This window comes from Phytobacter sp. RSE-02 (assembly GCF_040578655.1).
GTDB lineage: Bacteria > Pseudomonadota > Gammaproteobacteria > Enterobacterales > Enterobacteriaceae > Phytobacter > Phytobacter diazotrophicus.
Genome location: NZ_JBEULY010000010.1, coordinates 51076 through 72982, shown reverse-complemented (window position 1 = coordinate 72982; position 21907 = coordinate 51076). Strand labels below are relative to the sequence as shown.

20 protein-coding genes and 5 tRNA genes are annotated in these 21907 nt (G+C 53.2%); 22 read left to right on the top strand and 3 right to left on the bottom strand.

What is annotated here, in order from left to right; translation table 11 throughout:
- Positions 1-3: 3 nt before the first annotated feature.
- Together ABU190_RS19545 and srlA are read right to left on the bottom strand one after the other, a co-directional pair.
- Complete coding sequence (locus ABU190_RS19545; protein ID WP_354692184.1) at positions 4-975, bottom strand: PTS glucitol/sorbitol transporter subunit IIB; 972 nt, start codon at positions 973-975, stop codon at positions 4-6.
- The gene (gene srlA, locus ABU190_RS19540; protein ID WP_039077628.1) at positions 972-1535 is read right to left on the bottom strand and encodes a PTS glucitol/sorbitol transporter subunit IIC; all 564 of its coding nucleotides are present in this window, start codon (positions 1533-1535) and stop codon (positions 972-974) included. The genes ABU190_RS19545 and srlA overlap by 4 nt, the downstream gene beginning before the upstream one ends.
- 268 nt (positions 1536-1803) lie before the next feature.
- On the opposite strand from srlA, the gene mltB reads away from it, so the two are divergent.
- The 20 genes from mltB to ABU190_RS19440 all read left to right on the top strand — a co-directional run bounded on the left by mltB (position 1804) and on the right by ABU190_RS19440 (position 16958).
- On the top strand, positions 1804-2901 hold the full coding sequence (mltB, locus tag ABU190_RS19535) for a lytic murein transglycosylase B (RefSeq protein WP_172600622.1): 1098 nt from the start codon (positions 1804-1806) through the stop codon (positions 2899-2901).
- 226 nt (positions 2902-3127) lie between these two features.
- Positions 3128-3805: a metal ABC transporter ATP-binding protein gene (locus ABU190_RS19530; RefSeq protein WP_354692183.1), complete on the top strand. Its 678-nt coding sequence runs from the start codon at positions 3128-3130 to the stop codon at positions 3803-3805.
- Positions 3802-4665, top strand: coding sequence for a metal ABC transporter permease (locus tag ABU190_RS19525; RefSeq protein ID WP_354692182.1), 864 nt, complete (start codon positions 3802-3804; stop codon positions 4663-4665). Before ABU190_RS19530 ends, ABU190_RS19525 begins: the two co-directional genes overlap by 4 nt.
- Positions 4665-5543, top strand: coding sequence for a metal ABC transporter substrate-binding protein (locus tag ABU190_RS19520; RefSeq protein ID WP_354692229.1), 879 nt, complete (start codon positions 4665-4667; stop codon positions 5541-5543). Before ABU190_RS19525 ends, ABU190_RS19520 begins: the two co-directional genes overlap by 1 nt.
- A gap of 124 nt (positions 5544-5667) precedes the next feature.
- A complete protein-coding gene (gene pncC, locus ABU190_RS19515; RefSeq protein WP_039077623.1) occupies positions 5668-6165 on the top strand; it encodes a nicotinamide-nucleotide amidase in 498 nt (165 codons plus the stop codon).
- Positions 6166-6254: 89 nt separating this feature from the next.
- A complete protein-coding gene (gene recA / locus ABU190_RS19510; RefSeq protein ID WP_039077622.1) occupies positions 6255-7319 on the top strand; it encodes a recombinase RecA in 1065 nt (354 codons plus the stop codon).
- A gap of 69 nt (positions 7320-7388) precedes the next feature.
- Complete coding sequence (recX, locus tag ABU190_RS19505) at positions 7389-7889, top strand: recombination regulator RecX (protein WP_079497810.1); 501 nt, start codon at positions 7389-7391, stop codon at positions 7887-7889.
- A gap of 129 nt (positions 7890-8018) precedes the next feature.
- Positions 8019-10646, top strand: a complete 2628-nt coding sequence (gene alaS / locus ABU190_RS19500) for an alanine--tRNA ligase (protein ID WP_071194733.1) — start codon at positions 8019-8021, stop codon at positions 10644-10646.
- A 243-nt stretch (positions 10647-10889) separates the two neighbouring features.
- Entirely contained in the window at positions 10890-11075 is a 186-nt protein-coding gene (csrA, locus tag ABU190_RS19495; RefSeq protein ID WP_000906486.1) for a carbon storage regulator CsrA, read from the top strand.
- A 321-nt stretch (positions 11076-11396) separates the two neighbouring features.
- A tRNA-Ser gene (locus ABU190_RS19490) sits at positions 11397-11489 on the top strand.
- A gap of 3 nt (positions 11490-11492) precedes the next feature.
- Positions 11493-11569: transfer RNA gene (locus tag ABU190_RS19485), tRNA-Arg, on the top strand.
- Positions 11570-11632: 63 nt separating this feature from the next.
- A tRNA-Arg gene (locus ABU190_RS19480) sits at positions 11633-11709 on the top strand.
- 62 nt (positions 11710-11771) lie between these two features.
- Positions 11772-11848: transfer RNA gene (locus ABU190_RS19475), tRNA-Arg, on the top strand.
- Between the two features lie 193 nt (positions 11849-12041).
- Positions 12042-12118: transfer RNA gene (locus ABU190_RS19470), tRNA-Arg, on the top strand.
- Positions 12119-12416: 298 nt separating this feature from the next.
- Positions 12417-12731 carry a BON domain-containing protein gene (locus ABU190_RS19465; RefSeq protein WP_354692181.1) on the top strand — a complete coding sequence of 105 codons (315 nt, stop codon included), beginning with the start codon at positions 12417-12419 and terminating at the stop codon, positions 12729-12731.
- Positions 12732-12847: 116 nt separating this feature from the next.
- Positions 12848-13414, top strand: coding sequence for a fructose-1-phosphate/6-phosphogluconate phosphatase (gene yqaB / locus ABU190_RS19460; protein WP_079497813.1), 567 nt, complete (start codon positions 12848-12850; stop codon positions 13412-13414).
- Positions 13411-13839, top strand: a complete 429-nt coding sequence (locus ABU190_RS19455; protein ID WP_354692180.1) for a YqaA family protein — start codon at positions 13411-13413, stop codon at positions 13837-13839. Before yqaB ends, ABU190_RS19455 begins: the two co-directional genes overlap by 4 nt.
- Before the next feature lie 80 nt (positions 13840-13919).
- Positions 13920-15464 (top strand): glutamate--cysteine ligase, encoded by a 1545-nt coding sequence (gene gshA / locus ABU190_RS19450; RefSeq protein WP_354692179.1) that lies wholly within the window; start codon positions 13920-13922, stop codon positions 15462-15464.
- A 152-nt stretch (positions 15465-15616) separates the two neighbouring features.
- Positions 15617-16132 (top strand): S-ribosylhomocysteine lyase, encoded by a 516-nt coding sequence (gene luxS, locus ABU190_RS19445; RefSeq protein WP_039077615.1) that lies wholly within the window; start codon positions 15617-15619, stop codon positions 16130-16132.
- A 52-nt stretch (positions 16133-16184) separates the two neighbouring features.
- Entirely contained in the window at positions 16185-16958 is a 774-nt protein-coding gene (locus ABU190_RS19440; RefSeq protein ID WP_354692178.1) for a helix-turn-helix transcriptional regulator, read from the top strand.
- Between the two features lie 2 nt (positions 16959-16960).
- Here ABU190_RS19440 and leuA read toward each other — a convergent pair whose 3' ends face one another.
- Positions 16961-18610 (bottom strand): 2-isopropylmalate synthase, encoded by a 1650-nt coding sequence (leuA, locus tag ABU190_RS19435; protein ID WP_354692177.1) that lies wholly within the window; start codon positions 18608-18610, stop codon positions 16961-16963.
- Positions 18611-19040: 430 nt separating this feature from the next.
- On the opposite strand from leuA, the gene ABU190_RS19430 reads away from it, so the two are divergent.
- A complete protein-coding gene (locus tag ABU190_RS19430) occupies positions 19041-19376 on the top strand; it encodes a hypothetical protein (protein ID WP_354692176.1) in 336 nt (111 codons plus the stop codon).
- Positions 19373-21877 carry an FKBP-type peptidyl-prolyl cis-trans isomerase N-terminal domain-containing protein gene (locus ABU190_RS19425; RefSeq protein ID WP_354692175.1) on the top strand — a complete coding sequence of 835 codons (2505 nt, stop codon included), beginning with the start codon at positions 19373-19375 and terminating at the stop codon, positions 21875-21877. Before ABU190_RS19430 ends, ABU190_RS19425 begins: the two co-directional genes overlap by 4 nt.
- Positions 21878-21907: the final 30 nt, after the last annotated feature.

Genomic DNA, 21907 nt, shown 5'->3' with positions numbered 1-21907 from the left:
CTCTTATTGATAAATAAAGCCCGAAACAAACCAGGCGATAAGCACCGTTGGCGCACCCGTTAAGAAGCGGCTAACCAGTACAGACGGCACGCCGACGCGAACGGTGTCCTGGCGTGCTTCTGCCAGGGAAAGCCCAACGGGGATAAAGTCACATGCGGCCTGGGCGTTAATGGCGAACAGGGCTGGCAGGGCAAGGTGCGGTGGGATATTTCCCTGGCCGATTTGTACACCAATCAACACGCCAATAACCTGAGCAATGACCGCCCCTGGACCGAGGAACGGTGACAGCAACGGGAAGGAACAAATCAGCGCCAGCGTCACCAGCCCTAACGGATGACTGGCAAGGGGGGCCAGGCCGTGGGCTATCCAGTCACCCAAACCGGAGGCCATAATGATCCCGATAAGTGCCGAGACGAATGCCATAAACGGCAGGATGGTTTTCAGCACCGTATCGATGGTGTCGCGCCCGGCCTGGAACAGTACAGCGACGGCTGAGCCCATACCCATGCCAACTTTGGCCAGCAGACCATCGCTCTGCTCGGTGATTTTTTTGCTGGTGTCATAACCACGGGCAGTGGCTTCGCGTTGTGCCGGTGTACGGGGCAACTCGCCGTCCTGCCAGTAGATATTTTCCTCTCTTACGCCAGAGACATAGATATCTTCCAGGATGTACTGCGCCAGCGGGCCTGACTTGCCGGTGGCATGGATATTGATGGTGGGAATGCGCCGTTTCGGGTAAATGCCGCAGCGTAACGTACCGCCGCAGTCGATGACTGCTACGCCGATTTCCGCTTCTGCCGGTTCCCCTTCTTTAAAGCCATCCACCGCTTCCCAGCCGGTCATTTGTGCCAGCTTGTCGACGATCGCCGGTCGCGTTCCGGCCGTGATATAGACGATCTTCTTGTTCGCGGTGGGATCGAGTGCCAGTGGGCCGCCCCAGCCGCCGGTACCTTTTTCAATCACAATGCGGCTCATGATGTTGCTCCTGCCAGTTGTACTTTCTGCTCAAGCTGAATGCCCATTTTTTTCTCGAAAATCGCGGTCGTCAGATCGGTAATCCAGCCACGGAAGAAGTTAGTGACCAGACCAACCAGCAGGTAGCTCACGGCAAGCGGCCCCAGCGGCAAACCGAGGGTAGTCAGGCCGTTGGCGATGCCTAAATAGACGAACAATTCGCCGGGATTGATATGGGGGAACAAGCCATTCATTGAGTGGCAACTGTAAGAGGCGGCGGCGTAATAACTGGGTTTGTAACGTTCCGGCATAAAGCGTCCGAGACTGAGCGTCATCGGGTTGCAGAAAACAAAGGTGCCCACGCACGGCAGCAGCAGATAACGGGTCACCGGATTACCAGCGCAGCGCTGCGCCAGCCGCTCAATACGGTGCTGACCAATGAAATTGATCAGTGCGTTCATGATAACCAGCAGACTTATCAGCAGCGGCAGAATACCGGTCACCATCCCGGTAAACACAACCCCGCCTTTCTGAAACAGCCCGATGAACCATTCGGCACCATGAGTAATGGTTTCGATCATTGTTCTCTCCTGTAGGGTTTTCTCGTTGTTGCAAAACTGGGACTTATAATAATCATTATGAAAGGTTAAAAAGTGTTATTTAGATCTCAATATGAAAGATAAAATGATCATTGTGAAAGTTTTTGGTAAGTGAAAGGTGTGAAGTGAAGACAACCGCGGCATTTCAGATAAGAGGAGAGAGAAGAAACATGGAAGCCGCTTCCTTGTGGAAGCCCGCATGCTTTACCATAATTCCTCCTGGTTGAATGAATTGTTAAATGGATGTCCCATGTTTAAGCGTCGTTACGCAGCGCTCCTCCCTGCGCTCGTTTTACTTGCCGCCTGCAGCAGCAAACCTCATCAAACCGCAGCATCTACCGACGGTGTGATAACCGGTCAACCTGCGGAACCCTCTGGCGGTTTCCTGCTCAAGCCGCAGCATAATGTGATGGCAATGGGCGGCGACTTCGCCAATAACCCGGCGGCGGAGCAGTTCATCAATGAGATGGTGAGCAAACACGGCTTTGACCGTCAGCAGTTACACGAAATTCTCTCTCAGGCGAAGCGACTCGATTACGTGCTGCGCCTGATGGACCGCCAGGCACCAACCGGCCCGGCACCGGTAGGGCCGAATGGCGCCTGGCTGCGCTATCGCAGCCAGTTCATCACTCCGGATAACGTGCAAAACGGCGTGGCGTTCTGGAATCAATATGAAGACGCGCTGAATCGCGCATGGATGGTCTACGGCGTACCGCCGGAAATTATCGTTGGCATTATCGGCGTGGAAACCCGCTGGGGCCGCGTGATGGGCAAAACGCGTATCCTTGATGCGCTGGCGACGCTCTCCTTCGACTATCCACGCCGCGCCGCGTATTTCTCCAGCGAACTGGAAACGTTCCTGCTAATGGCGCGAGATGAAAGTGATGATCCGCTCGATTTGAAAGGTTCGTTCGCCGGTGCGATGGGCTACGGTCAGTTTATGCCGTCGTCTTACAAACAGTATGCCGTTGATTTTAATGGCGACGGGCATATCAACCTGTGGGATCCGGTCGATGCCATCGGCAGCGTGGCAAACTACTTTAAAGAACATGGTTGGGTGAAAGGCGATCTGGTGGCGGTGCCTGCTAATGGCCAGGCGCCGGGGCTGGCGAATGGCTTTAAAACCAACTACAGCGTGGCGCAACTGGCATCAGCGGGCTTAACGCCGCAGCAACCGTTGGGAAACCACCAACAGGCCAGCCTGTTGCGCCTGGATGTTGGCACCAATTATGAGTACTGGTACGGCTTACCCAACTTCTACACCATCACCCGTTACAACAGCAGCACGCACTACGCGATGGCGGTCTGGCAGCTTGGTCAGGCGGTTGCGCTGGCGCGCGTTCGCTAATTGTCAGCCCCTCCTGCGGGAGGGGCTGAAACATTTCGACGCATTCACCCGATAAATTCCCGTTTACTTCATCACTGCTTCTGATTATTGTTATGTTATAACATTATGAAGGTTCAGTGATGATGGATGTAACCCTTTTCTCCTGCGCCAGCGCGGTCCGGCTTGGACTGGCTGCGGCGTTGTTAGTTGTGCTGTGGCTGCTTACGGCATGGTCGGTGGCGCTGGCATGATTGAGCTTGATCATCTGGTGGCGGGCTACGGCTCGCGCGCCATTACCCCCTCTCTGTGCGGTGTCATTGAAGCCGGCAGCATGACCGCGATTGTCGGGGCCAATGGCTGCGGCAAATCGACATTACTCAAAACGCTGGCAGGCATACTGCCGCCGGTCAGTGGCACGCTGCGCTGGACGCCTTCACGCCCGGTTATCGGCTGGCTGGCACAGCGGCAGACGCTGGACCCGCATTTTCCCATTACGGTGCAGGATGTGGTCAGCATGGGTGCCTGGCCGCGTATCTCGCTGTTTCGCGGTCTCAATCGCCAGGCCAGAGCGCATGTTGCTGAAGCGTTGGAGCGGGTGGGGCTGCTGATGATGGCGCGCACCACCGTTGAAGCCCTCTCCGGTGGCCAGTTTCAGCGCATGCTTTTTGCCCGCATGTGGTTACAGCATGCGCCGCTCGTCATGCTCGATGAACCCTTTACCGGCATTGATGAGGCCACAAGCCAGGTGCTGATGGAGCAGATTGTCGATATGCATCAGCAGGGACAAACCATCCTCGCCGTGTTGCACGATAGCGAACGTGTCAAACGCTATTTCCCTCAGACGCTGCGTCTGGATACAGAAAGCGCCCATTGGGGGGCGACTGACGTGACCCTGACGCAGAACAGCGGAGCGTGCCTGGCATGATATGGCATCTCTTTTTCCAGCCGTTTATTGAGTTCGGCTTTATGCGCCGCGCGCTGGTGGTGTGTCTGGCTTTATCCGTCAGCACCACGGCGCTGGGTGTCTTTTTGCAACTGCGGCGTATGAGCCTGATGGGCGATGCGCTCTCGCACGCGATTTTACCGGGCGTGGCGGCAGGCTACTTACTCAACGGCATGTCATTACTGGCGATGAGTCTGGGCGGTTTTTTGGCCGGAATTATCGTGGCTCTGGTGGCCGGGATCATCAGCCGACGCACGCCGCTCAAAGAGGACGCCAGCTTTGCCGGTTTGTATCTCGCATCACTGGCGCTGGGCGTGACGCTGGTATCGCTGCGTGGCTCAAGCGTTGACCTGCTGCATTTACTGTTTGGCTCGGTCCTGGCGGTCGATCAGGACGCGGCGTTGTTTGTCGCGGGCGTCGCCAGCCTGACGCTCCTGTGCCTGGCGCTGTTTTATCGCGGACTGGTGAGTGAAGCCTTCGACAGCAGTTTTTTGCAGATTAACGCGCCGCGACTTCCCGCTCTGCTTCACAGCTTGTTTCTGGCACTGCTGGTGTTGAATCTCGTGGCCGGGTTTCAGGTGCTGGGCACATTAATGGCGGTGGGGGGGATGATTTTACCGGCGGTAGCGGCACGCTGTTGGGCGCGGACACTCCCTGGCCTGCTTTTATTTGCAGGCGTTAGCGGCGCGCTGTGCGCATGGTTTGGTCTGAGTCTTTCGTGGATGGCAGGGCTACCGGCGGGGCCATCTATCGTCCTGAGCGCGAGCGTCGTGTTTATTTTTTCCATCTTATTCGGCGTGCGCAGCACCTTACGCGCACAAAAAACAGGCAAGGAGACATGATGAAAAAGGCAGGTGTGGTTCTGGCATTAGCGCTTGGGCTGATGACGCAAAGTGTCATGGCGAAAACATTAAACGTGGTAGCCAGTTTCTCGGTACTGGGGGATATCGCCGCCAAAACCGGTGGCGATCATGTGAAAGTCACTACGCTGGTCGGGCCGGATGGCGACCCGCATACCTTCGAGCCGAGCGCCAAAGATAGCGCGTTGCTCAATAAGGCCGATGTGGTGGTGGTCAATGGTCTGGGGCTGGAAGGCTGGCTGGACCGGCTGGTGAAAGCGTCTGGCTTTAAAGGGGTTGTGGTTGTCGCTTCTGAGGGCGTTTCTACCCATACGTTGGAAGAAGACGGCAAAACTGTGACCGACCCGCACGCCTGGAACAGTGCGGCTAACGGCGCGCTCTATGCGAAGAATATTCTTGCGGCGTACGTCAAAGCCGATCCGCAGGATGAAGCGGCGCTGAAGGCGACCGGCCAGCGTTATATTGAGCAGGTTCAGCAGCTCGATAGCTGGGCGAAAACCCAGTTTGACGCGGTACCGCAAGAGAAACGCAAAGTGCTGACCAGCCACGACGCGTTTGGTTACTTTGGCCGGGCGTACGGCGTAACGTTCCTCGCCCCGCAGGGTATCTCCTCGGAAAGTGAAGCCAGCGCGCAGCAGGTGGCCGAGCTGATTAAGCAGATTAAAGCCGACGGCGTGCATACCTGGTTTATGGAAAACCAGCTTGATCCGCGCCTGGTCAAACAGATTGCCAGAGCGACCGGCGCACAGCCTGGCGGAGAGCTCTATCCTGAGGCGCTGAGCAAAAAAGGGGGCGTGGCGGACTCATACGTCAAAGCGTTTCGCCACAATGTTGAAACCATCGCTAACAGCATGAAATAACCTCTCTAAGCCAGCGAAAGCTGGCTTTTTTCTGAAGCCTCCTCGTAAATTCGTCACCGCATCCCCACCTTTATCCTGAAAGTGGTATCTTTTGCGCCACGGTTTTTGCACGACAGGGGTCACTATGACTGACAGCGAATTAATGCAACTAAGTGAGCGTGTGGGGCTGGCGCTCAAGGCGCGCGGGGCGACCGTCACCACGGCGGAGTCCTGTACGGGGGGCTGGGTGGCAAAAGCCATTACCGATATCGCCGGGAGTTCCGCCTGGTTTGAGCGTGGCTTTGTCACCTACAGTAATGAGGCCAAGTCGCAGATGATTGGCGTCAAGGCCGAAACGCTCGCGGCACATGGCGCAGTGAGTGAACCCGTAGTGGTAGAGATGGCGATTGGCGCGCTAAAAGCCGCGCGGGCGGATTACGCTATCTCAATAAGCGGCATTGCCGGGCCGGACGGTGGCAGCGACAGCAAGCCTGTCGGCACCGTGTGGTTTGGGTTTGCCAGCGTTAGCGGGCAGGGCATTACCCGCCGCGAGTGCTTCGATGGAGACCGCGAAGCGGTGCGTCGTCAGGCGACGGTGTATGCGTTGCAAACACTGTGGCAACATTTTCTACAAAATACTTGATACTGTATGACCATACAGTATAATTGCGACAACAGAACAGAAATTCACGGCGGAGCATAGTCGCTTCACCTTGCATGACAGGAGTAATAATGGCTATCGACGAAAACAAACAAAAGGCGCTTGCGGCCGCACTGGGTCAGATCGAAAAGCAATTCGGTAAAGGCTCCATCATGCGTCTGGGTGAAGACCGTTCTATGGATGTCGAAACGATCTCCACCGGTTCACTTTCGCTGGATATCGCACTGGGTGCGGGCGGTCTGCCAATGGGCCGTATTGTTGAAATTTACGGGCCAGAATCGTCCGGTAAAACGACGTTGACCCTCCAGGTTATCGCCGCGGCACAGCGTGAAGGCAAAACCTGTGCGTTTATCGACGCCGAACACGCGCTGGACCCTGTATACGCACGTAAGCTGGGCGTTGATATCGACAATCTGCTGTGTTCTCAGCCGGATACCGGTGAGCAGGCGCTGGAAATCTGTGATGCGCTGGCACGCTCTGGTGCCGTTGACGTTATCGTTGTCGACTCCGTTGCGGCGCTGACGCCGAAAGCAGAAATCGAAGGTGAAATCGGCGACTCTCACATGGGCCTCGCGGCACGTATGATGAGCCAGGCGATGCGTAAACTGGCGGGTAACCTTAAGCAGTCCAACACGCTGCTGATCTTTATCAACCAGATCCGTATGAAAATTGGCGTCATGTTCGGTAACCCGGAAACCACCACCGGTGGTAACGCGCTGAAATTCTACGCCTCTGTTCGTCTGGATATTCGTCGCGTTGGCGCGGTGAAAGAGGGCGACAACGTGGTGGGTAGCGAAACCCGCGTGAAAGTGGTGAAAAACAAAATCGCTGCACCGTTCAAACAGGCTGAGTTCCAGATCCTCTACGGCGAAGGTATTAACTTCTACGGCGAGCTGGTTGACCTGGGCGTGAAAGAGAAGCTGATTGAAAAAGCGGGCGCCTGGTACAGCTACAACGGCGAGAAAATCGGTCAGGGTAAAGCGAATGCGACAAACTGGCTGAAAGAAAACCCGGCAACGGCGAAAGAAATCGAGAAGAAAGTGCGTGAGATTCTGCTCAGCAACCCTTCCTCCGGTGCTGATTTCTCGGTGGACGACAGCGGTGAAGGTGTCGAAGAAACCAACGAAGATTTCTGATAATCTGAATAACAATCAAGGGCTGCGGATGCAGCCCTTTTGTTTTTCAGAGTCTGCCAGGATTTAACCATGTCTGACAACACGCCCCGACGCTCCGCTTACGCCCGCCTGCTTGACCGCGCCTTACGCATTTTGGCCATGCGTGACCATGCGGAGCAGGAACTTCGCAGAAAACTTACCGCCCCGGTTATGGGGAAAAATGGTCTGGAAAAAACGGATGCCACGCCGGAAGATGTCGATAAAGTCATTGCCTGGTGCATGGAAAATAACTACCTCGACGATGTGCGCTTTGCCCGTCAGTTCATTGCCAGCCGCAGTCGCAAGGGATACGGCCCTGCGCGTATCCGCCAGGAAATGGGTCAGAAGGGGCTGGCGCGGGATATCTGCGAAAGCGCGATGCGAGAATGCGATATCGACTGGTGCGAACTTGCCCGGGAACAGGCGCAACGCAAATTCGGCGAGCCGCTACCCGTGGCTTTTGCGGAGAAAGTAAAAGTGCAACGCTTTTTACTCTATCGCGGTTATTTACTGGAAGATATTCAGGAAATCTGGCGAAATTTTGCCGGTTGACCGCATACGGGATTTTACTTCGTAGTAAAGAAAACTTATCTTATTCCCACTTTTTCCAGTAGCGGGTTGCTGTCTGTCAAAGGGCAGTAATCCGTTACGACATTTCGTTAGCTTGATTTCAGGATAATTATGAGCAAGAGCACCGCTGAGATCCGTCAGGCGTTTCTCGATTTTTTCCATAGCAAGGGCCATCAGGTAGTTGCGAGCAGCTCCCTTGTGCCGAATAACGACCCGACTCTGCTGTTTACCAACGCCGGGATGAACCAGTTCAAGGACGTATTCCTTGGGCTCGACAAGCGTAATTATTCCCGTGCTACTACCGCGCAGCGCTGCGTGCGTGCGGGTGGTAAACACAACGACCTGGAAAACGTCGGTTACACCGCGCGCCATCATACCTTCTTCGAAATGCTGGGTAACTTCAGCTTCGGCGACTACTTCAAACACGATGCTATCCAGTACGCATGGGAACTGCTGACCGGTGATAACTGGTTCAAACTGCCAAAAGAGCGTCTGTGGGTAACGGTGTACGAGACCGACGACGAAGCCTACGAAATCTGGGAAAAAGAAGTCGGAATTCCGCGCGAGCGCATTATCCGTATCGGAGACAACAAAGGCGCGCCTTATGCTTCCGATAACTTCTGGCAGATGGGCGATACCGGTCCGTGCGGCCCTTGTACCGAGATTTTCTACGACCATGGCGACCATATCTGGGGTGGCCCTCCGGGAAGCCCGGAAGAAGACGGCGACCGTTACATTGAGATCTGGAACATCGTCTTTATGCAGTTCAACCGTCAGGCTGACGGTACCATGGAGCCGCTGCCGAAACCGTCCGTTGATACAGGTATGGGGCTCGAACGTATCACTGCGGTGCTGCAACATGTGAATTCCAACTACGAAATCGACCTGTTCAGCAAACTTATCAAAGCGGTCGCTGATGTGACCGGCGCGACCGATTTGAGTAACAAATCCCTGCGCGTGATCGCGGACCATATTCGTTCCTGTGCCTTCCTGATTGCTGACGGCGTGATCCCGTCGAATGAAAACCGTGGCTATGTGCTGCGTCGTATCATTCGCCGTGCAATCCGTCACGGCAACATGCTGGGCGCGAAAGATACGTTCTTCTATAAACTGGTTGGCCCACTGCTCGACGTCATGGGATCTGCCGGTGAAGAACTGAAACGCCAGCAAACGCAGGTTGAGCAAGTTCTGAAAACCGAAGAAGAACAATTTGCCCGTACGCTGGAGCGTGGCCTGGCGCTGCTGGACGAAGAGCTGGCGAAACTCAAAGGCGACACGCTGGACGGCGAAACCGCTTTCCGCCTGTACGACACCTATGGCTTCCCGGTGGATCTGACGGCTGACGTATGCCGCGAGCGTAATCTGAAAGTCGACGAAAAAGGCTTTGAAGCCGCAATGGAAGAGCAGCGTCGTCGTGCGCGTGAATCCAGCGGTTTTGGCGCCGACTATAATGCGATGATCCGTGTTGATGGCAGCTCAGAATTTAAAGGTTATGACCATCTGGAACTGACCGGCAAAGTGACCGCGCTGTTTGTTGATGGTAAAGCTGTGAATGCGGTGAACGCTGGTCAGGACGCTGTTGTGATTCTGGACCAGACGCCGTTCTATGCCGAATCCGGTGGTCAGGTGGGTGACAAAGGTGAGCTTAAAGGCAACGGCTTTACGTTCACCGTCAATGATACGCAGAAATACGGCCAGGCGATCGGTCATCTGGGGCGCGTTGCCACAGGTTCACTGAAAGTGGGCGACGGCGTGAAAGCCGAAGTCGACGAAGCTCGTCGTCTGCGTATTCGTCTGAACCACTCTGCAACGCACCTGATGCATGCCGCACTACGCGATGTGCTGGGGACGCATGTGGCGCAGAAAGGCTCACTGGTTAACGATAAGGCGCTGCGTTTCGACTTCTCACATTTCGAAGCGATGAAACCGTCTGAAATCCGTGCGGTAGAAGATCTGGTGAACGCGCAAATTCGCCGCAACCTGCCTATCGAAACCAACATCATGGATATCGACGCGGCAAAAGCCTCTGGCGCAATGGCGCTGTTTGGTGAGAAATATGATGACCGCGTGCGTGTTCTGCGCATGGGCGATTTCTCCACTGAACTGTGTGGTGGTACTCACGCATCGCGTACAGGCGACATCGGCCTGTTCCGCATTGTATCTGAGTCCGGCACGGCAGCGGGCGTCCGCCGTATTGAAGCGGTTACTGGCGAAGGCGCTATTGCGGCCCTTCATGCGCAAAGCGACCAGTTGCAGGATATTGCACAATTGCTGAAAGGCGATAGTGCCAATCTCGGTGACAAAGTCCGTTCCGCGCTGGAGCGTACTCGTCAGCTTGAGAAAGAGCTGCAACAGCTTAAAGAACAACAGGCCGCTCAGGAAAGCGCAAGCTTGACCGGGAAGGCTGAGGATATCAACGGCGTTAAACTCCTTGTCAGCGTGCTGGAGGGTGTTGAACCGAAGATGCTGCGTACCATGGTCGACGATCTCAAGAACCAATTAGGTTCTGCCGTTATCGTTCTGGCCACAGTGGCAGAAGGTAAGGTTTCTCTGATTGCGGGTGTGTCTAAGGATGTGACCGACCGCGTTAAAGCAGGGGAGCTGGTTGGGATGGTTGCCCAGCAAGTGGGCGGTAAAGGTGGCGGGCGTCCAGATATGGCGCAAGCCGGTGGCACGGATGTGGCAGCACTTCCGGCAGCAATGGCCAGCGTAAAAGGCTGGGTCGGCGCGAAACTGTAAAAATTACAAAGCGAATAGCAGTCGCCATGGCCTTGTCGCCATGGCGTTCTTGCCACTACGCTATTGAAAACGATAAAGTCAGGTTGAAGTTGTGTATATCGGCTAAACTTACGTCTAACAGAATGTGATGCCGTGACTGCTTACACTTAACGTGTTTGTCATCGCTTACTTTTTGGCGTTATATGATGGAGAATGCCGGGATACAGAGAGACCCGACTCTTTTAATCTTTCAAGGAGCAAAGAATGCTGATTCTGACTCGTCGAGTTGGTGAGACCCTCATGATTGGGGATGAGGTCACTGTGACTGTTTTAGGGGTTAAAGGTAACCAAGTGCGTATTGGCGTTAACGCTCCTAAAGAAGTATCTGTTCATCGTGAAGAAATCTACCAGCGTATCCAGGCTGAAAAATCACAGCAGTCCAGTTATTGATATTACCGCGTCTCGCCGTTCCGGCGAGACGCAACATTTTTCCCCAATTCTCTCTTAATCGCGTTACCTTTTTATTTCACACTCTCTATTCTCACTTCTTTTTCTCAGCCTTTTGTCCGTACTGGCGTACGGGGCGCATCGGTAATTTCTGCTGATAAAACATCCTTTTTGCACTTTTAACCGGCTAATTGTCTGCGAAGTGTGCAAACGATTCAGGGGCTGGAAAAATTGTTTGACTTATAAGTCCCAGAAAGTAATATGTGCGCCACGCAGCGACGATGAGCAGAAACAAGTTCTTCGAAGCACTCGTAAGAGGCGTGTGGTGAGGTGGCCGAGAGGCTGAAGGCGCTCCCCTGCTAAGGGAGTATGCGGTCAAAAGCTGCATCCGGGGTTCGAATCCCCGCCTCACCGCCATTTGCATCCATAGCTCAGCTGGATAGAGTACTCGGCTACGAACCGAGCGGTCGGAGGTTCGAATCCTCCTGGATGCACCATCTTTCTCAGTGTTGCGGCTTGTTGAGCGGCATTGAATCGGTAGTAAAGCAGTAAATCCTGATGCATCCATAGCTCAGCTGGATAGAGTACTCGGCTACGAACCGAGCGGTCGGAGGTTCGAATCCTCCTGGATGCACCATCTTTATCAGGTATCGCTTTAAAAGGGATATTTGATATCAGTAGTAAAGCAGTAATCCCGATGCATCCATAGCTCAGCTGGATAGAGTACTCGGCTACGAACCGAGCGGTCGGAGGTTCGAATCCTCCTGGATGCACCATCTTCTCCGGAATAACATCAGCATTGTTGTTTCATGGTCTGCGCGATAATTGCCAGGATCAGGGAAGATAACGTTGTGTCAGCAACGGCCCGCAGGGCGAACGCAGTACGTCATCCTCCTGGATGTACCCTCTTTTGTCAGGTAGCGCTTCAAAAGCGGTATTTGATATCAGCAGTAAAGCAGTAATCCCGATGCATCCATAGCTCAGCTGGATAGAGTACTCGGCTACGAACCGAGCGGTCGGAGGTTCGAATCCTCCTGGATGCACCATCTTCTCCGGAATAACGTCAGCATTGTTGTTTCATGGTCTGCGCGATCATCGCCAGCATCAGGGAGGATACGTTGCGTCAGCAACGGCCCGCAGGGCGAACGCAGTGCGTCATCCTCCTGGATGCCCCCTCTTCTCCGAAACAACGTTCTCTTCTCCGCCATCTTATTTTTCGTACACATTTTTTACGTATGCTTTTTCCTTCCCTGACAGATTTTTATTGGCAGGTTGTTCTTTCCTCTATAATTTATCTGCTCGTAACGATGTAAATTGAGTAAGGCGAAGGCAAGGAGAGATATCATGAAAGGGTACAAAGCTATTTCTGCGTTTTGCGCAATGTTACTTTTCGCACTGACCCTGAGCGGTTGTGCGGGCTCGTCTAAAAAGGAAAGCACCGGCGGCTATATAGACGACACCGTCGTGACAACTAAAGTCAAAACCGCGCTCTTCAATGATAAAAACATTAAATCTTCGGAAATCAGCGTTGAAACCTTTAAAGGGCGTGTGCAACTGAGTGGTTTTGTCTCCTCGGCTGAAAGTGCTAAGCGCGCGGTGGAGGTCGCTCGCCGGGTTCCGGGCGTGCGGGTGGTCGAGAACGATTTGAGGATCAAATAATCCTCCGCAAAACACAAAGGCGCCCCAGGGCGTCTTTGTTGTCTCTACGTCGGGCAGCGACAAAAATCTTTGTTTACGATAAAGTAACGTTTTGTTATCCGCTCGATGAGAACACGATGTACGAACGTTACGATGGTCTGATTTTCGATATGGATGGCACCATCCTGGATACCGAACCGACTCACCGTAAAGCCTGGCATGAGGTGCTTGGGCATTATGGTCTGCGTTACGATATACAGGCGATGATTGCGCTGAACGGTTCTCCTACCTGGCGCATCGCACAGTCGGTAATTGAACTCAATCAGGCCGATCTTGACCCTTATGCGCTCGCACGTGAAAAAACAGAAGCGGTAAAAGCGATGCTTCTGGATACCGTTCGTCCGCTACCGCTGATTGATGTTGTCAAAGAGTGGTATGGTCGCCGTCCGTTATCGGTCGGGACGGGGAGCGAAAGCGCGATCGCCGAAGCACTGTTATCCCATCTTGGTCTGCGTCACTATTTCGCGGCCGTGGTTGCAGCCGATCATGTAAAAAACCATAAACCGGCACCCGATACTTTTTTGCTATGTGCGGAAAAAATGGGTGTCGCACCGGAAAGATGCGTGGTTTTTGAGGATGCGGACTTTGGCCTGCAGGCGGCACGCGCGGCCGGGATGGATGCTGTGGATGTGCGCCTGTTGTGAGTGAAGCGCTTTCTCTTGTTTCACTGTTTGCCAGCAGTTTTCTTAGCGCCACCTTGCTTCCAGGTAACTCTGAGGTGGTGCTGATTGCTATGCTGCTTTCCGGCCTTAGTCAGCCGTGGTTACTCGTATTAATAGCAACAATGGGTAATAGCCTTGGAGGGTTGACTAACGTTATTCTTGGGCGCTTCTTTCCAGTGCGTGAAAAGTCGCGCTGGCAAGAAAAAGCAACAGGTTGGCTAAGACGCTATGGTGCAGCCACACTGTTATTAAGCTGGATGCCTGTAATCGGCGATTTGCTGTGCCTGCTGGCGGGATGGATGCGCATTCCCTGGGGGCCAGTCGTGTTTTTTTTGTGCCTTGGGAAAGCGTTGCGTTATGTGATTGTCGCGATGGCAACGCTCCAGGGTATGACGTGGTGGCACTAATTGGACTGAGTGAGTGACCTTTAATCGTCAACCATTACAATTATGCTTAATAAAATGAATATTACAGGCGGGAGGTCAATTTGATCCCGGACGTATCACAGGCATTGTCCTGGCTGGAAAAAAATCCTCAGGCTCTAAAGGGGATTCAACGTGGTCTTGAGCGCGAAACGCTGCGCGTCAAGGCAGATGGCACGCTGGCAACCACCGGCCATCCGCACGCACTTGGTTCCGCGTTGACCCATAAATGGATTACGACAGATTTTGCCGAAGCATTGCTGGAATTTATTACTCCGGTAGACGGTGATATTCAGCATATGCTGACCATCATGCGTGATATTCACCGCTTTGCTGCTCGTGAAATAGGTGATGAGCGCATGTGGCCGCTCAGCATGCCGTGCTATATCGAAAACGGCCAGGATATCGAACTGGCGCAGTATGGCTCGTCAAATATCGGTCGTCTTAAAACGCTGTACCGTGAAGGGTTGAAAAACCGCTATGGCGCGTTGATGCAGACCATTTCAGGCGTGCATTACAATTTTTCGCTGCCGATGGCCTTTTGGGAAGCGAAATGTGGGGAAACTGATAAAGAATCCGTTTCTGACGGTTACTTCCGTCTGATCCGTAACTATTACCGTTTTGGTTGGGTCATTCCGTATCTGTTTGGCGCGTCCCCGGCGATTTGCCCCTCTTTCCTGCAGGGCAAACCTTCGACGCTACCTTTCGAGAAAACCCCTGGCGGCATGCATTATCTGCCGTATGCCACTTCACTGCGTTTGAGCGACCTGGGGTATACCAACAAGTCGCAAAGTAATCTTGGCATCACCTTTAACAACCTGTCTGATTATGTCGTGGCGCTGAAACGCGCGATTAAAACGCCCTCTGAGGAATACGCGAAGATTGGTCTGAAAAAAGAGGGTAAGTACCTGCAGATCAATACCAATATCCTGCAGATTGAAAACGAACTTTATGCCCCGATTCGCCCGAAACGCGTAACGTGTAGCGGTGAGTCGCCGTCAGATGCGCTGTTGCGCGGCGGAATTGAATATATTGAAGTGCGTTCGCTGGACATCAATCCGTTCACCCCGATTGGCGTGGATGAGCAGCAGATCCGTTTCCTCGATCTGTTCATGGTGTGGTGTGTGCTAGCGGATGCGCCGGAAATGAGTAGCGACGAGCTGCTGTGTACGCGTAAAAACTGGAATCGCGTGATTCTGGAAGGGCGTAAACCGGGTCTGACGCTGGGAATGGGCTGCGAAACGGCGCAATTCCCACTACCACAAGTCGGGAAAGATCTGTTCCGTGACCTTAAACGTGTCGCGCAGACGCTTGATGGACTGTATGGCGGCAACGATTACGAGAAGGCTTGCGATGAGCTTGTGGCCTGTTTTGACAACCCGGAACTGACATTCTCGGCGCGCATTTTGCGTTCTATGCTTGATAAAGGTATTGGCGGTACGGGCAAAGCGCTCTCAGAAGAGTATCGTTCTATGTTGCGTGAAGAACCGCTGGAAATTTTGCGCGAAGAGGATTTCAGAAAAGAGTGCGATGTATCCTGGGCGCGCCAGAAAGAGGTTGAAGCCTCGGACACTGAAACATTCGAGGCGCTGGTCGCGAGACACGCCTGACAGAAAAGAAAAAGGCCACATTACTGTGGCCAAAATATTCATCTCTGAAAACAGGGATGATGATAACAAATGCGCGTCTTTCATATACTCAGACTCGCATCAGAATGAAGAGTTCATTTTATTTTAAAAAAAATCACTGCGGAGGTGACTAAATGCCATTGTTGGATAGCTTCACTGTCGATCATACCCGTATGGAAGCGCCTGCGGTTCGTGTTGCAAAGAGCATGAACACTCCCCATGGCGACGCTATTACCGTTTTCGACCTGCGTTTCTGCGTGCCTAATAAAGAAGTCATGCCGGAAAAAGGTATCCATACACTGGAGCACCTGTTCGCAGGTTTCATGCGTGATCATCTGAACGGGAATGGCGTGGAGATTATCGATATCTCCCCGATGGGTTGCCGTACTGGCTTCTATATGAGCCTGATCGGTACGCCTGATGAGCAACGTGTGGCCGATGCCTGGAAAGCGGCGATGGCTGACGTCCTGAAAGTGCAGAACCAGAATCAGATTCCGGAACTTAACGTCTATCAGTGCGGCACATATCAGATGCACTCGCTGAGCGAAGCGCAGGACATTGCGCGCCATATTCTCGAAAAAGACGTGCGTGTAAACAGCAATGAAGAGCTGGCGCTGCCGAAAGAGAAACTGCAGGAACTGCACATCTAGTGCGAATGTTCCCTCTCCCAACGGGAGAGGGATGGGCAAAGGAGGTTAAGTGATGTCCACAACCTTAACCTTCTCCTTTACCCATCGTCCTCTGGTCCCCTTTGCCCATGATTATGAACACGGAGAAAGCGAGCCGTGGCATCAGCATGAGTGCGCCCAATTGCTGCATATCTTAAGTGGCGTCGTCCGGGTGGAAACGGCATCAGGTTGTTGGGTCGTACCGCCAGGGCGCGGCGTCTGGTTGCCTGCCGGAACACAACATGCGATTCGCATTACGGGTAAAGTTGCCGCACGCACGCTGTTTATTGATCCACTTGCCCGCGCGGATTTACCCGCCTCCTGCCAGATTGTGCAAATTACGCCACTGCTACGCGAGCTGATTGTCGCCTCGTTTTCTCTTGCCGAAAAATATGCGCCGGCCAGTCGTGATGAGCATGTTTATGAGCTGATACTCGATGAAATCCGCGGTATGCGCGTGCTGCCCTTTTTCTTGCCGGAGCCCGAGAGTGAGGTGCTGAAAAATCTGTGTCTGCGCATTCGCGAGTCGATATCCCAGCCCTGGAGCAGCACACAGGCGGCGGCGCTGATCGGCATGAGTGAAAAGACCCTTAACCGCCATTTTCAACGGCAAACGGCGTTAACTTATGGCGAATGGGTTCGGCAGGCAAAGCTGATGGAAGCGCTGGTCAGGCTTGCGCAAGGTCACTCAGTGTTACGTGTCGCGCTGGATCTGGGATACGGCAGCCATAGTGCGTTTACGGCGATGTTTCGCCGGGTGATGGGGATATCACCCAGCGATTATTTCCGCGCACCGGAAAACGAGTGATGTTAGCTCAGCGCATTCAGTAACGCCTGTAACGATGCCCTCGCCACATCATTATCGATACCCACCCCCCAGCTTCCGCTACCGTCCGGATACAGACAGTGAATGTAGGCCACAGAGCGGCTGTCGCTACGTTCTCCGAGCGTATGTTCGTGATAATCCTTAATGCTGAAAGGCTGTTTAAGCAACTGGCTTAGCGCGCCGGCGGCGGCAGACAGTAATCCATTGCCCAGACCTTCGATTTTACGATGGGTCCCCTGTAGCAGTAATGTGGCCTGCAAATGTAACTGACCATCCTGGCGGCTTTCGCTTTTATAATCCACCAGGGCCAGCGCAGGCTGCGCAACCAGACCATAGCGCTGGCGGAAGAGTCGCCACAGTGCATTTTGCGTCATCTCTTTACCGTGGCTGTCCGTTTCGCGCTGTACATGCTGGCTAAAATCCTGCTGTAACGCGCGGGGTAATTTCAGCCCATGATTTTGCTCAATCAGCCACGCGCTACCGCTCTTACCGGACTGGCTGTTCACGCGGATCACCGCTTCGTAGGTACAACCAATGTCCTGCGGATCGACGGGCAAATAGGGCATCTCCCAGCGCTCGTCAGCTTTGCGGGCATCGAAGCCTTTTTTAATCGCATCCTGATGCGATCCAGAAAAGGCGGTATAGGCCAGGCGTCCGGCCCACGGGTGACGTGGGTGAACGGGCAACTGATTACAGTTTTCCACCACATCGACCACCTGCTGCATATTGCTGAAATCGAGTTCCGGAGAGATACCCTGGCTATAAAGGTTCATCGCCAGCGTAACCAGACAAACATTGCCGGTGCGTTCGCCATTACCGAACAGACAGCCTTCAACGCGATCGGCACCTGCCAGCAGCGCCAGCTCAGCACTTGCCACGCCAGTTCCGCGATCGTTATGCGGATGCACGCTGATACTCACCGTCTGGCGACGGGTAAAGTGGCGGCAGAAATATTCAATCTGATCGGCGTAAACGTTGGGCGTGTTGACTTCTACCGTCGCGGGCAGATTAATAATCATGGGGCGTTCAGCGCCGGGTTCCCATACATCGGCCACGGCTTCACAGATTTCCAGTGCAAATTCCGGTTCGGTAAAACAGAAGGTTTCCGGGGAATACTCGTACTGCCAGCGGGTCTGTGGATGCTGTTCGCAGAGTTGACGAATGAGCCGTGTAGAGCGTACCGCAAGGGCGATCACGTCGGCCTTTTCCATGCCAAACACCAGCTTGCGAAACAGCGGTGCCGTCGCATTGTAGAGGTGAATGGTGGCGCTGTGCGCTCCCATTAATGAAGCGAAGGTTCGGTGAATCAGATCCTCGCGCGCCTGGGTCAATACCTGGACAGTGACATCCTGGGGAATGCGGTTTTCTTCAATCAACTGGCGTACAAAGTTAAAGTCGGTTTGCGATGCAGACGGGAATGCCACTTCGATCTCTTTAAAACCGCAGGCGAGGAGCAGATCCCAGAACTGCAACTTACGCTCACTGTCCATGGGCTCTGCAAGCGCCTGGTTGCCATCGCGCAGGTCTGTAGAGAGCCAGCGTGGCGCGTGGGTTTGTTGCTTTTCAGGCCAGCGACGATCGGGTAACGAAATCGGCGTATAGGGTCGGTATTTTTGTGCAGGGTCTTTAAGCATTGTCTTCTCCTTTGGTCTGTGAATTATCCTGGCGGCAGACGAGAAACGATGCTTTAGTGCAGCAGACAGAAACTACCGAGAAACGGACAATCTGGCTGTCAACACCCAATGTAAAAGTCCTGGCGCCTGTACGCATATTTTATTTATTACGATTTTCATTAATTCTTTTCTGCGATTGGTTTATTTTTATAATAAATATTATTGTGCTTTAAATCTATTATCTGAATGCTTTTATTGGCAGGATTCTGATTGCTAACCACCTGTTTAATTTCTGCTTGTTGTCATTTTCTTTCTGTCGTGGTAGGTTTTATTTTTTTGTGGTTAATAACCAATCGAGAATGAATGTATTCATGTTATGGATGCATTCACAGGGAATATTATGCTCAGGTATGAGGCTATTATGCGGTCATCACACGTCAGATTAATAATAATGACACTCGCACTACTGCTGGTAGGGTGCTCAGCGAAAAAATCATCGATACCTCTGACTTCAACATCGGGAAAGCAGAATGAAGTTCAGTGCTATCAAATGTTTACGGCATTAAAGTCACTCGATAACGTATCCTTTAAAAAGTACCAGCAACAATTCAGTGTTATCAATAATAATTATGCAATATATAAAAAGAATCAATCCCTTATAGATGGAAATTCTTCTGAGATCATTAAGCTTGAGCTAAATAATAAGGTTGATATTGTTTGTGCTCGTGTGCGTAGCGCCGTGTTTGCCAATATGTCAAGGCGTGCAAATGAATTGAATAAATTATGAGAAAATTATTATCTATTGCTGTAATAATGTCGGGTGTGATTTTCTCAGATATGGTTAAGGCTGACTCAACGTTATTAATTGAACGGCTGCAGCAAGAAGGGATGTTGGCACCCGAACCGAATATTCTGTTTAAAAATGCGGGTGAAAAATCGCAAAGTACTACGCCTGCTGTTCCTTTGATGACGCCTTCTGCACCTGCAACGCAGGCAAAAAGTACCGCAGGCGTCAAAAAGAGTGCCGCACAACAATCGGAACTCAATAACCTTAAACGAAAGATCAGTACTCTGCAGCGTGAGTTGCAGGCGCTTCGTAAGCAGAATGAATCGCTCAAGCATCGACAGCCGGGCCTTATGACGGAACAGGGTGAAGCATTCCGGGATGAAAACAAACAGTTACACCAGCAACTTATGGCGAGTGAGAAACAACTGGCTGAAAATGCGCGTCGCTATGAAAAACAGGTTGGCGTACTGACCGCGCGGGCAGAAGAATTACAGACGCTGTTGACCCGCCTTCAGCTGACTGCCAATGAGGCCGCCAGCCAGAAAGCGCTGCTGGAGCAACAACTGGCGAAGCAGTCTGGCAGCGATAAAACGCTGGCGACGCAGCGTGCGGAGGCTGAAAAGCTGCGCACCCAGCTTGCCGCAGCGAATGAGAAAACCGCGACGCTTGGCAAGAATATCGCAGAACTGGAGAAAACCGCGCAGGCGAATACCGCGCGCACCGCCGCACTCGAACAGAGCCTGAAAGAGGCCACCAGCCAGAAAGCGCTGCTGGAGCAACAACTGGCAAAGCAGTCTGACAGCGATAAAACGCTGGCAACGCAGCGGGCGGAGGCTGAAAAGCTGCGCACCCAGCTTGCCGCAGCGAATGAGAAAACCGCGACGCTTGGCAAGACTATCGCAGAACTGGAGAAAACCGCGCAGGCGAATACCGCGCGCACCGCCGCACTCGAACAGAGCCTGAAAGAGGCCACCAGCCAGAAAGCGCTGCTGGAGCAACAACTGGCGAAGCAGTCTGACAGCGATAAAACGCTGGCGACGCAGCGTGCGGAGGCTGAAAAGCTGCGCACCCAGCTTGCCGCAGCAAATGAGAAAACCACGACGCTTGGCAAGAATATCGCCGAACTGGAGAAAACCGCGCAGGCGCATACCGCGCGCACCGCCACGCTCGAACAGAGCCTGAAAGAGGCCACCAGCCAGAAGTTATTGCTGGAGCAACAACTGGCGAAGCAGTCTGACAGCGATAAAACGCTGGCGACGCAGCGTGCGGAGGCTGAAAAGCTGCGCACCCAGCTTGCCGCAGCGAATGAGAAAACCGCGCAGGCGAATAGCGCGCGCACCGCCACGCTCGAGCAGAGCCTGAAAGAGGCCACCAGCCAGAAAGCGTTGCTGGAGCAACAACTGGCGAAGCAGTCTGACAGCGATAAAACGCTGGCGACGCAGCGTGCGGAGGCTGAAAAGCTGCGCACCCAGCTTGCCGCAGCAAATGAGAAAACCGCGGCGCTTGGCAAGAATATCGCCGAACTGGAGAAAACCGCGCAGGCGAATACCGCGCGCACCGCCACGCTCGAGCAGAGCCTGAAAGAGGCCACCAGCCAGAAAGCGTTGCTGGAGCAACAACTGGCGAAGCAGTCTGACAGCGATAAAACGCTGGCGACGCTACTTGAGCAAGCCAGTAAACAAAACAGCGAACAGCTCGCTCAGCTTAATACTGCCAAAGACAAGATCGCAGAACAGTTCGCACGTCTTGCTAAACTTGAGCAGCAGGCCAAAAAAGCCGACGAAGAGAAAAGGCAGGCGCTGGATAGTCTGGCAACGTTACAAAAGGAGCACGATGCGACTTCCCTTGAACTGGTAAAAGCAAAGCAGTCCGCCTACTCACTCAAAAAGCACAAGTCTGAAGAAGCAAAAATAAACTATGCCTACGGTGCGTATTACGCGGTTAAGGTTCTCTATGAATTCAAAGTGCTGGAGAATGCCGGGCACAAGTTCTTACCTCTGGCCTTTCAGCAGGGGTTCAAAGATAAGCTCGCCAACACGATGCAACTGAGCGAAGAAGACATTGGCCAGACTTTAACTCGTTTTGATCAGCAGGTGGGGGCGGCGAACGAGCGAGAACGGGAGCGTAACAAAAAACAGAGCATCCAGTTTGTTGCGCAGGCTGCGAAAGTCAAAGGCGCTGAGCGGACCCACAACGGCGTGGTTTACCAGGTTATCAAAAAAGGCAAAACACCGCTATTAACCGCAAACGATACGGTTCGTTTCCGGCTTGATGAAAAAATCAGTACCGGAAAGAACATTTCTGTCGGCGAAGTACGAATTGGTATGGTGAGTAAGCTTCCGGAATTAATGCAGCAAGGTCTGCTGCGTGTCGGCAGCGGGGGCAAGGTCAGGATCACCGTTCCGAGTGAACTTGCTTATGGTGAACAGGGGATACCCGGTTCTGTGCCACCAGGCGTGGCCTCAGAGATAACCCTCGAAATTCTTGGCATCGTGAAATAACAAAAGAAGCGCCTCCTGACTGGAGGCGCT

What these genes read in the sequence shown, in the direction of transcription:
- ABU190_RS19545 (WP_354692184.1), bottom strand. Translation starts at nt 975, where the DNA reads ATGAGCCGCATTGTGATTGAAAAAGGTACCGGCGGCTGGGGCGGCCCA.
- srlA (WP_039077628.1), bottom strand. Translation starts at nt 1,535, where the DNA reads ATGATCGAAACCATTACTCATGGTGCCGAATGGTTCATCGGGCTGTTT.
- mltB (WP_172600622.1), top strand. Translation starts at nt 1,804, where the DNA reads ATGTTTAAGCGTCGTTACGCAGCGCTCCTCCCTGCGCTCGTTTTACTT.
- ABU190_RS19530 (WP_354692183.1), top strand. Translation starts at nt 3,128, where the DNA reads ATGATTGAGCTTGATCATCTGGTGGCGGGCTACGGCTCGCGCGCCATT.
- ABU190_RS19525 (WP_354692182.1), top strand. Translation starts at nt 3,802, where the DNA reads ATGATATGGCATCTCTTTTTCCAGCCGTTTATTGAGTTCGGCTTTATG.
- ABU190_RS19520 (WP_354692229.1), top strand. Translation starts at nt 4,665, where the DNA reads ATGAAAAAGGCAGGTGTGGTTCTGGCATTAGCGCTTGGGCTGATGACG.
- pncC (WP_039077623.1), top strand. Translation starts at nt 5,668, where the DNA reads ATGACTGACAGCGAATTAATGCAACTAAGTGAGCGTGTGGGGCTGGCG.
- recA (WP_039077622.1), top strand. Translation starts at nt 6,255, where the DNA reads ATGGCTATCGACGAAAACAAACAAAAGGCGCTTGCGGCCGCACTGGGT.
- recX (WP_079497810.1), top strand. Translation starts at nt 7,389, where the DNA reads ATGTCTGACAACACGCCCCGACGCTCCGCTTACGCCCGCCTGCTTGAC.
- alaS (WP_071194733.1), top strand. Translation starts at nt 8,019, where the DNA reads ATGAGCAAGAGCACCGCTGAGATCCGTCAGGCGTTTCTCGATTTTTTC.
- csrA (WP_000906486.1), top strand. Translation starts at nt 10,890, where the DNA reads ATGCTGATTCTGACTCGTCGAGTTGGTGAGACCCTCATGATTGGGGAT.
- ABU190_RS19465 (WP_354692181.1), top strand. Translation starts at nt 12,417, where the DNA reads ATGAAAGGGTACAAAGCTATTTCTGCGTTTTGCGCAATGTTACTTTTC.
- yqaB (WP_079497813.1), top strand. Translation starts at nt 12,848, where the DNA reads ATGTACGAACGTTACGATGGTCTGATTTTCGATATGGATGGCACCATC.
- luxS (WP_039077615.1), top strand. Translation starts at nt 15,617, where the DNA reads ATGCCATTGTTGGATAGCTTCACTGTCGATCATACCCGTATGGAAGCG.
- ABU190_RS19440 (WP_354692178.1), top strand. Translation starts at nt 16,185, where the DNA reads ATGTCCACAACCTTAACCTTCTCCTTTACCCATCGTCCTCTGGTCCCC.
- leuA (WP_354692177.1), bottom strand. Translation starts at nt 18,610, where the DNA reads ATGCTTAAAGACCCTGCACAAAAATACCGACCCTATACGCCGATTTCG.
- ABU190_RS19430 (WP_354692176.1), top strand. Translation starts at nt 19,041, where the DNA reads ATGACACTCGCACTACTGCTGGTAGGGTGCTCAGCGAAAAAATCATCG.
- ABU190_RS19425 (WP_354692175.1), top strand. Translation starts at nt 19,373, where the DNA reads ATGAGAAAATTATTATCTATTGCTGTAATAATGTCGGGTGTGATTTTC.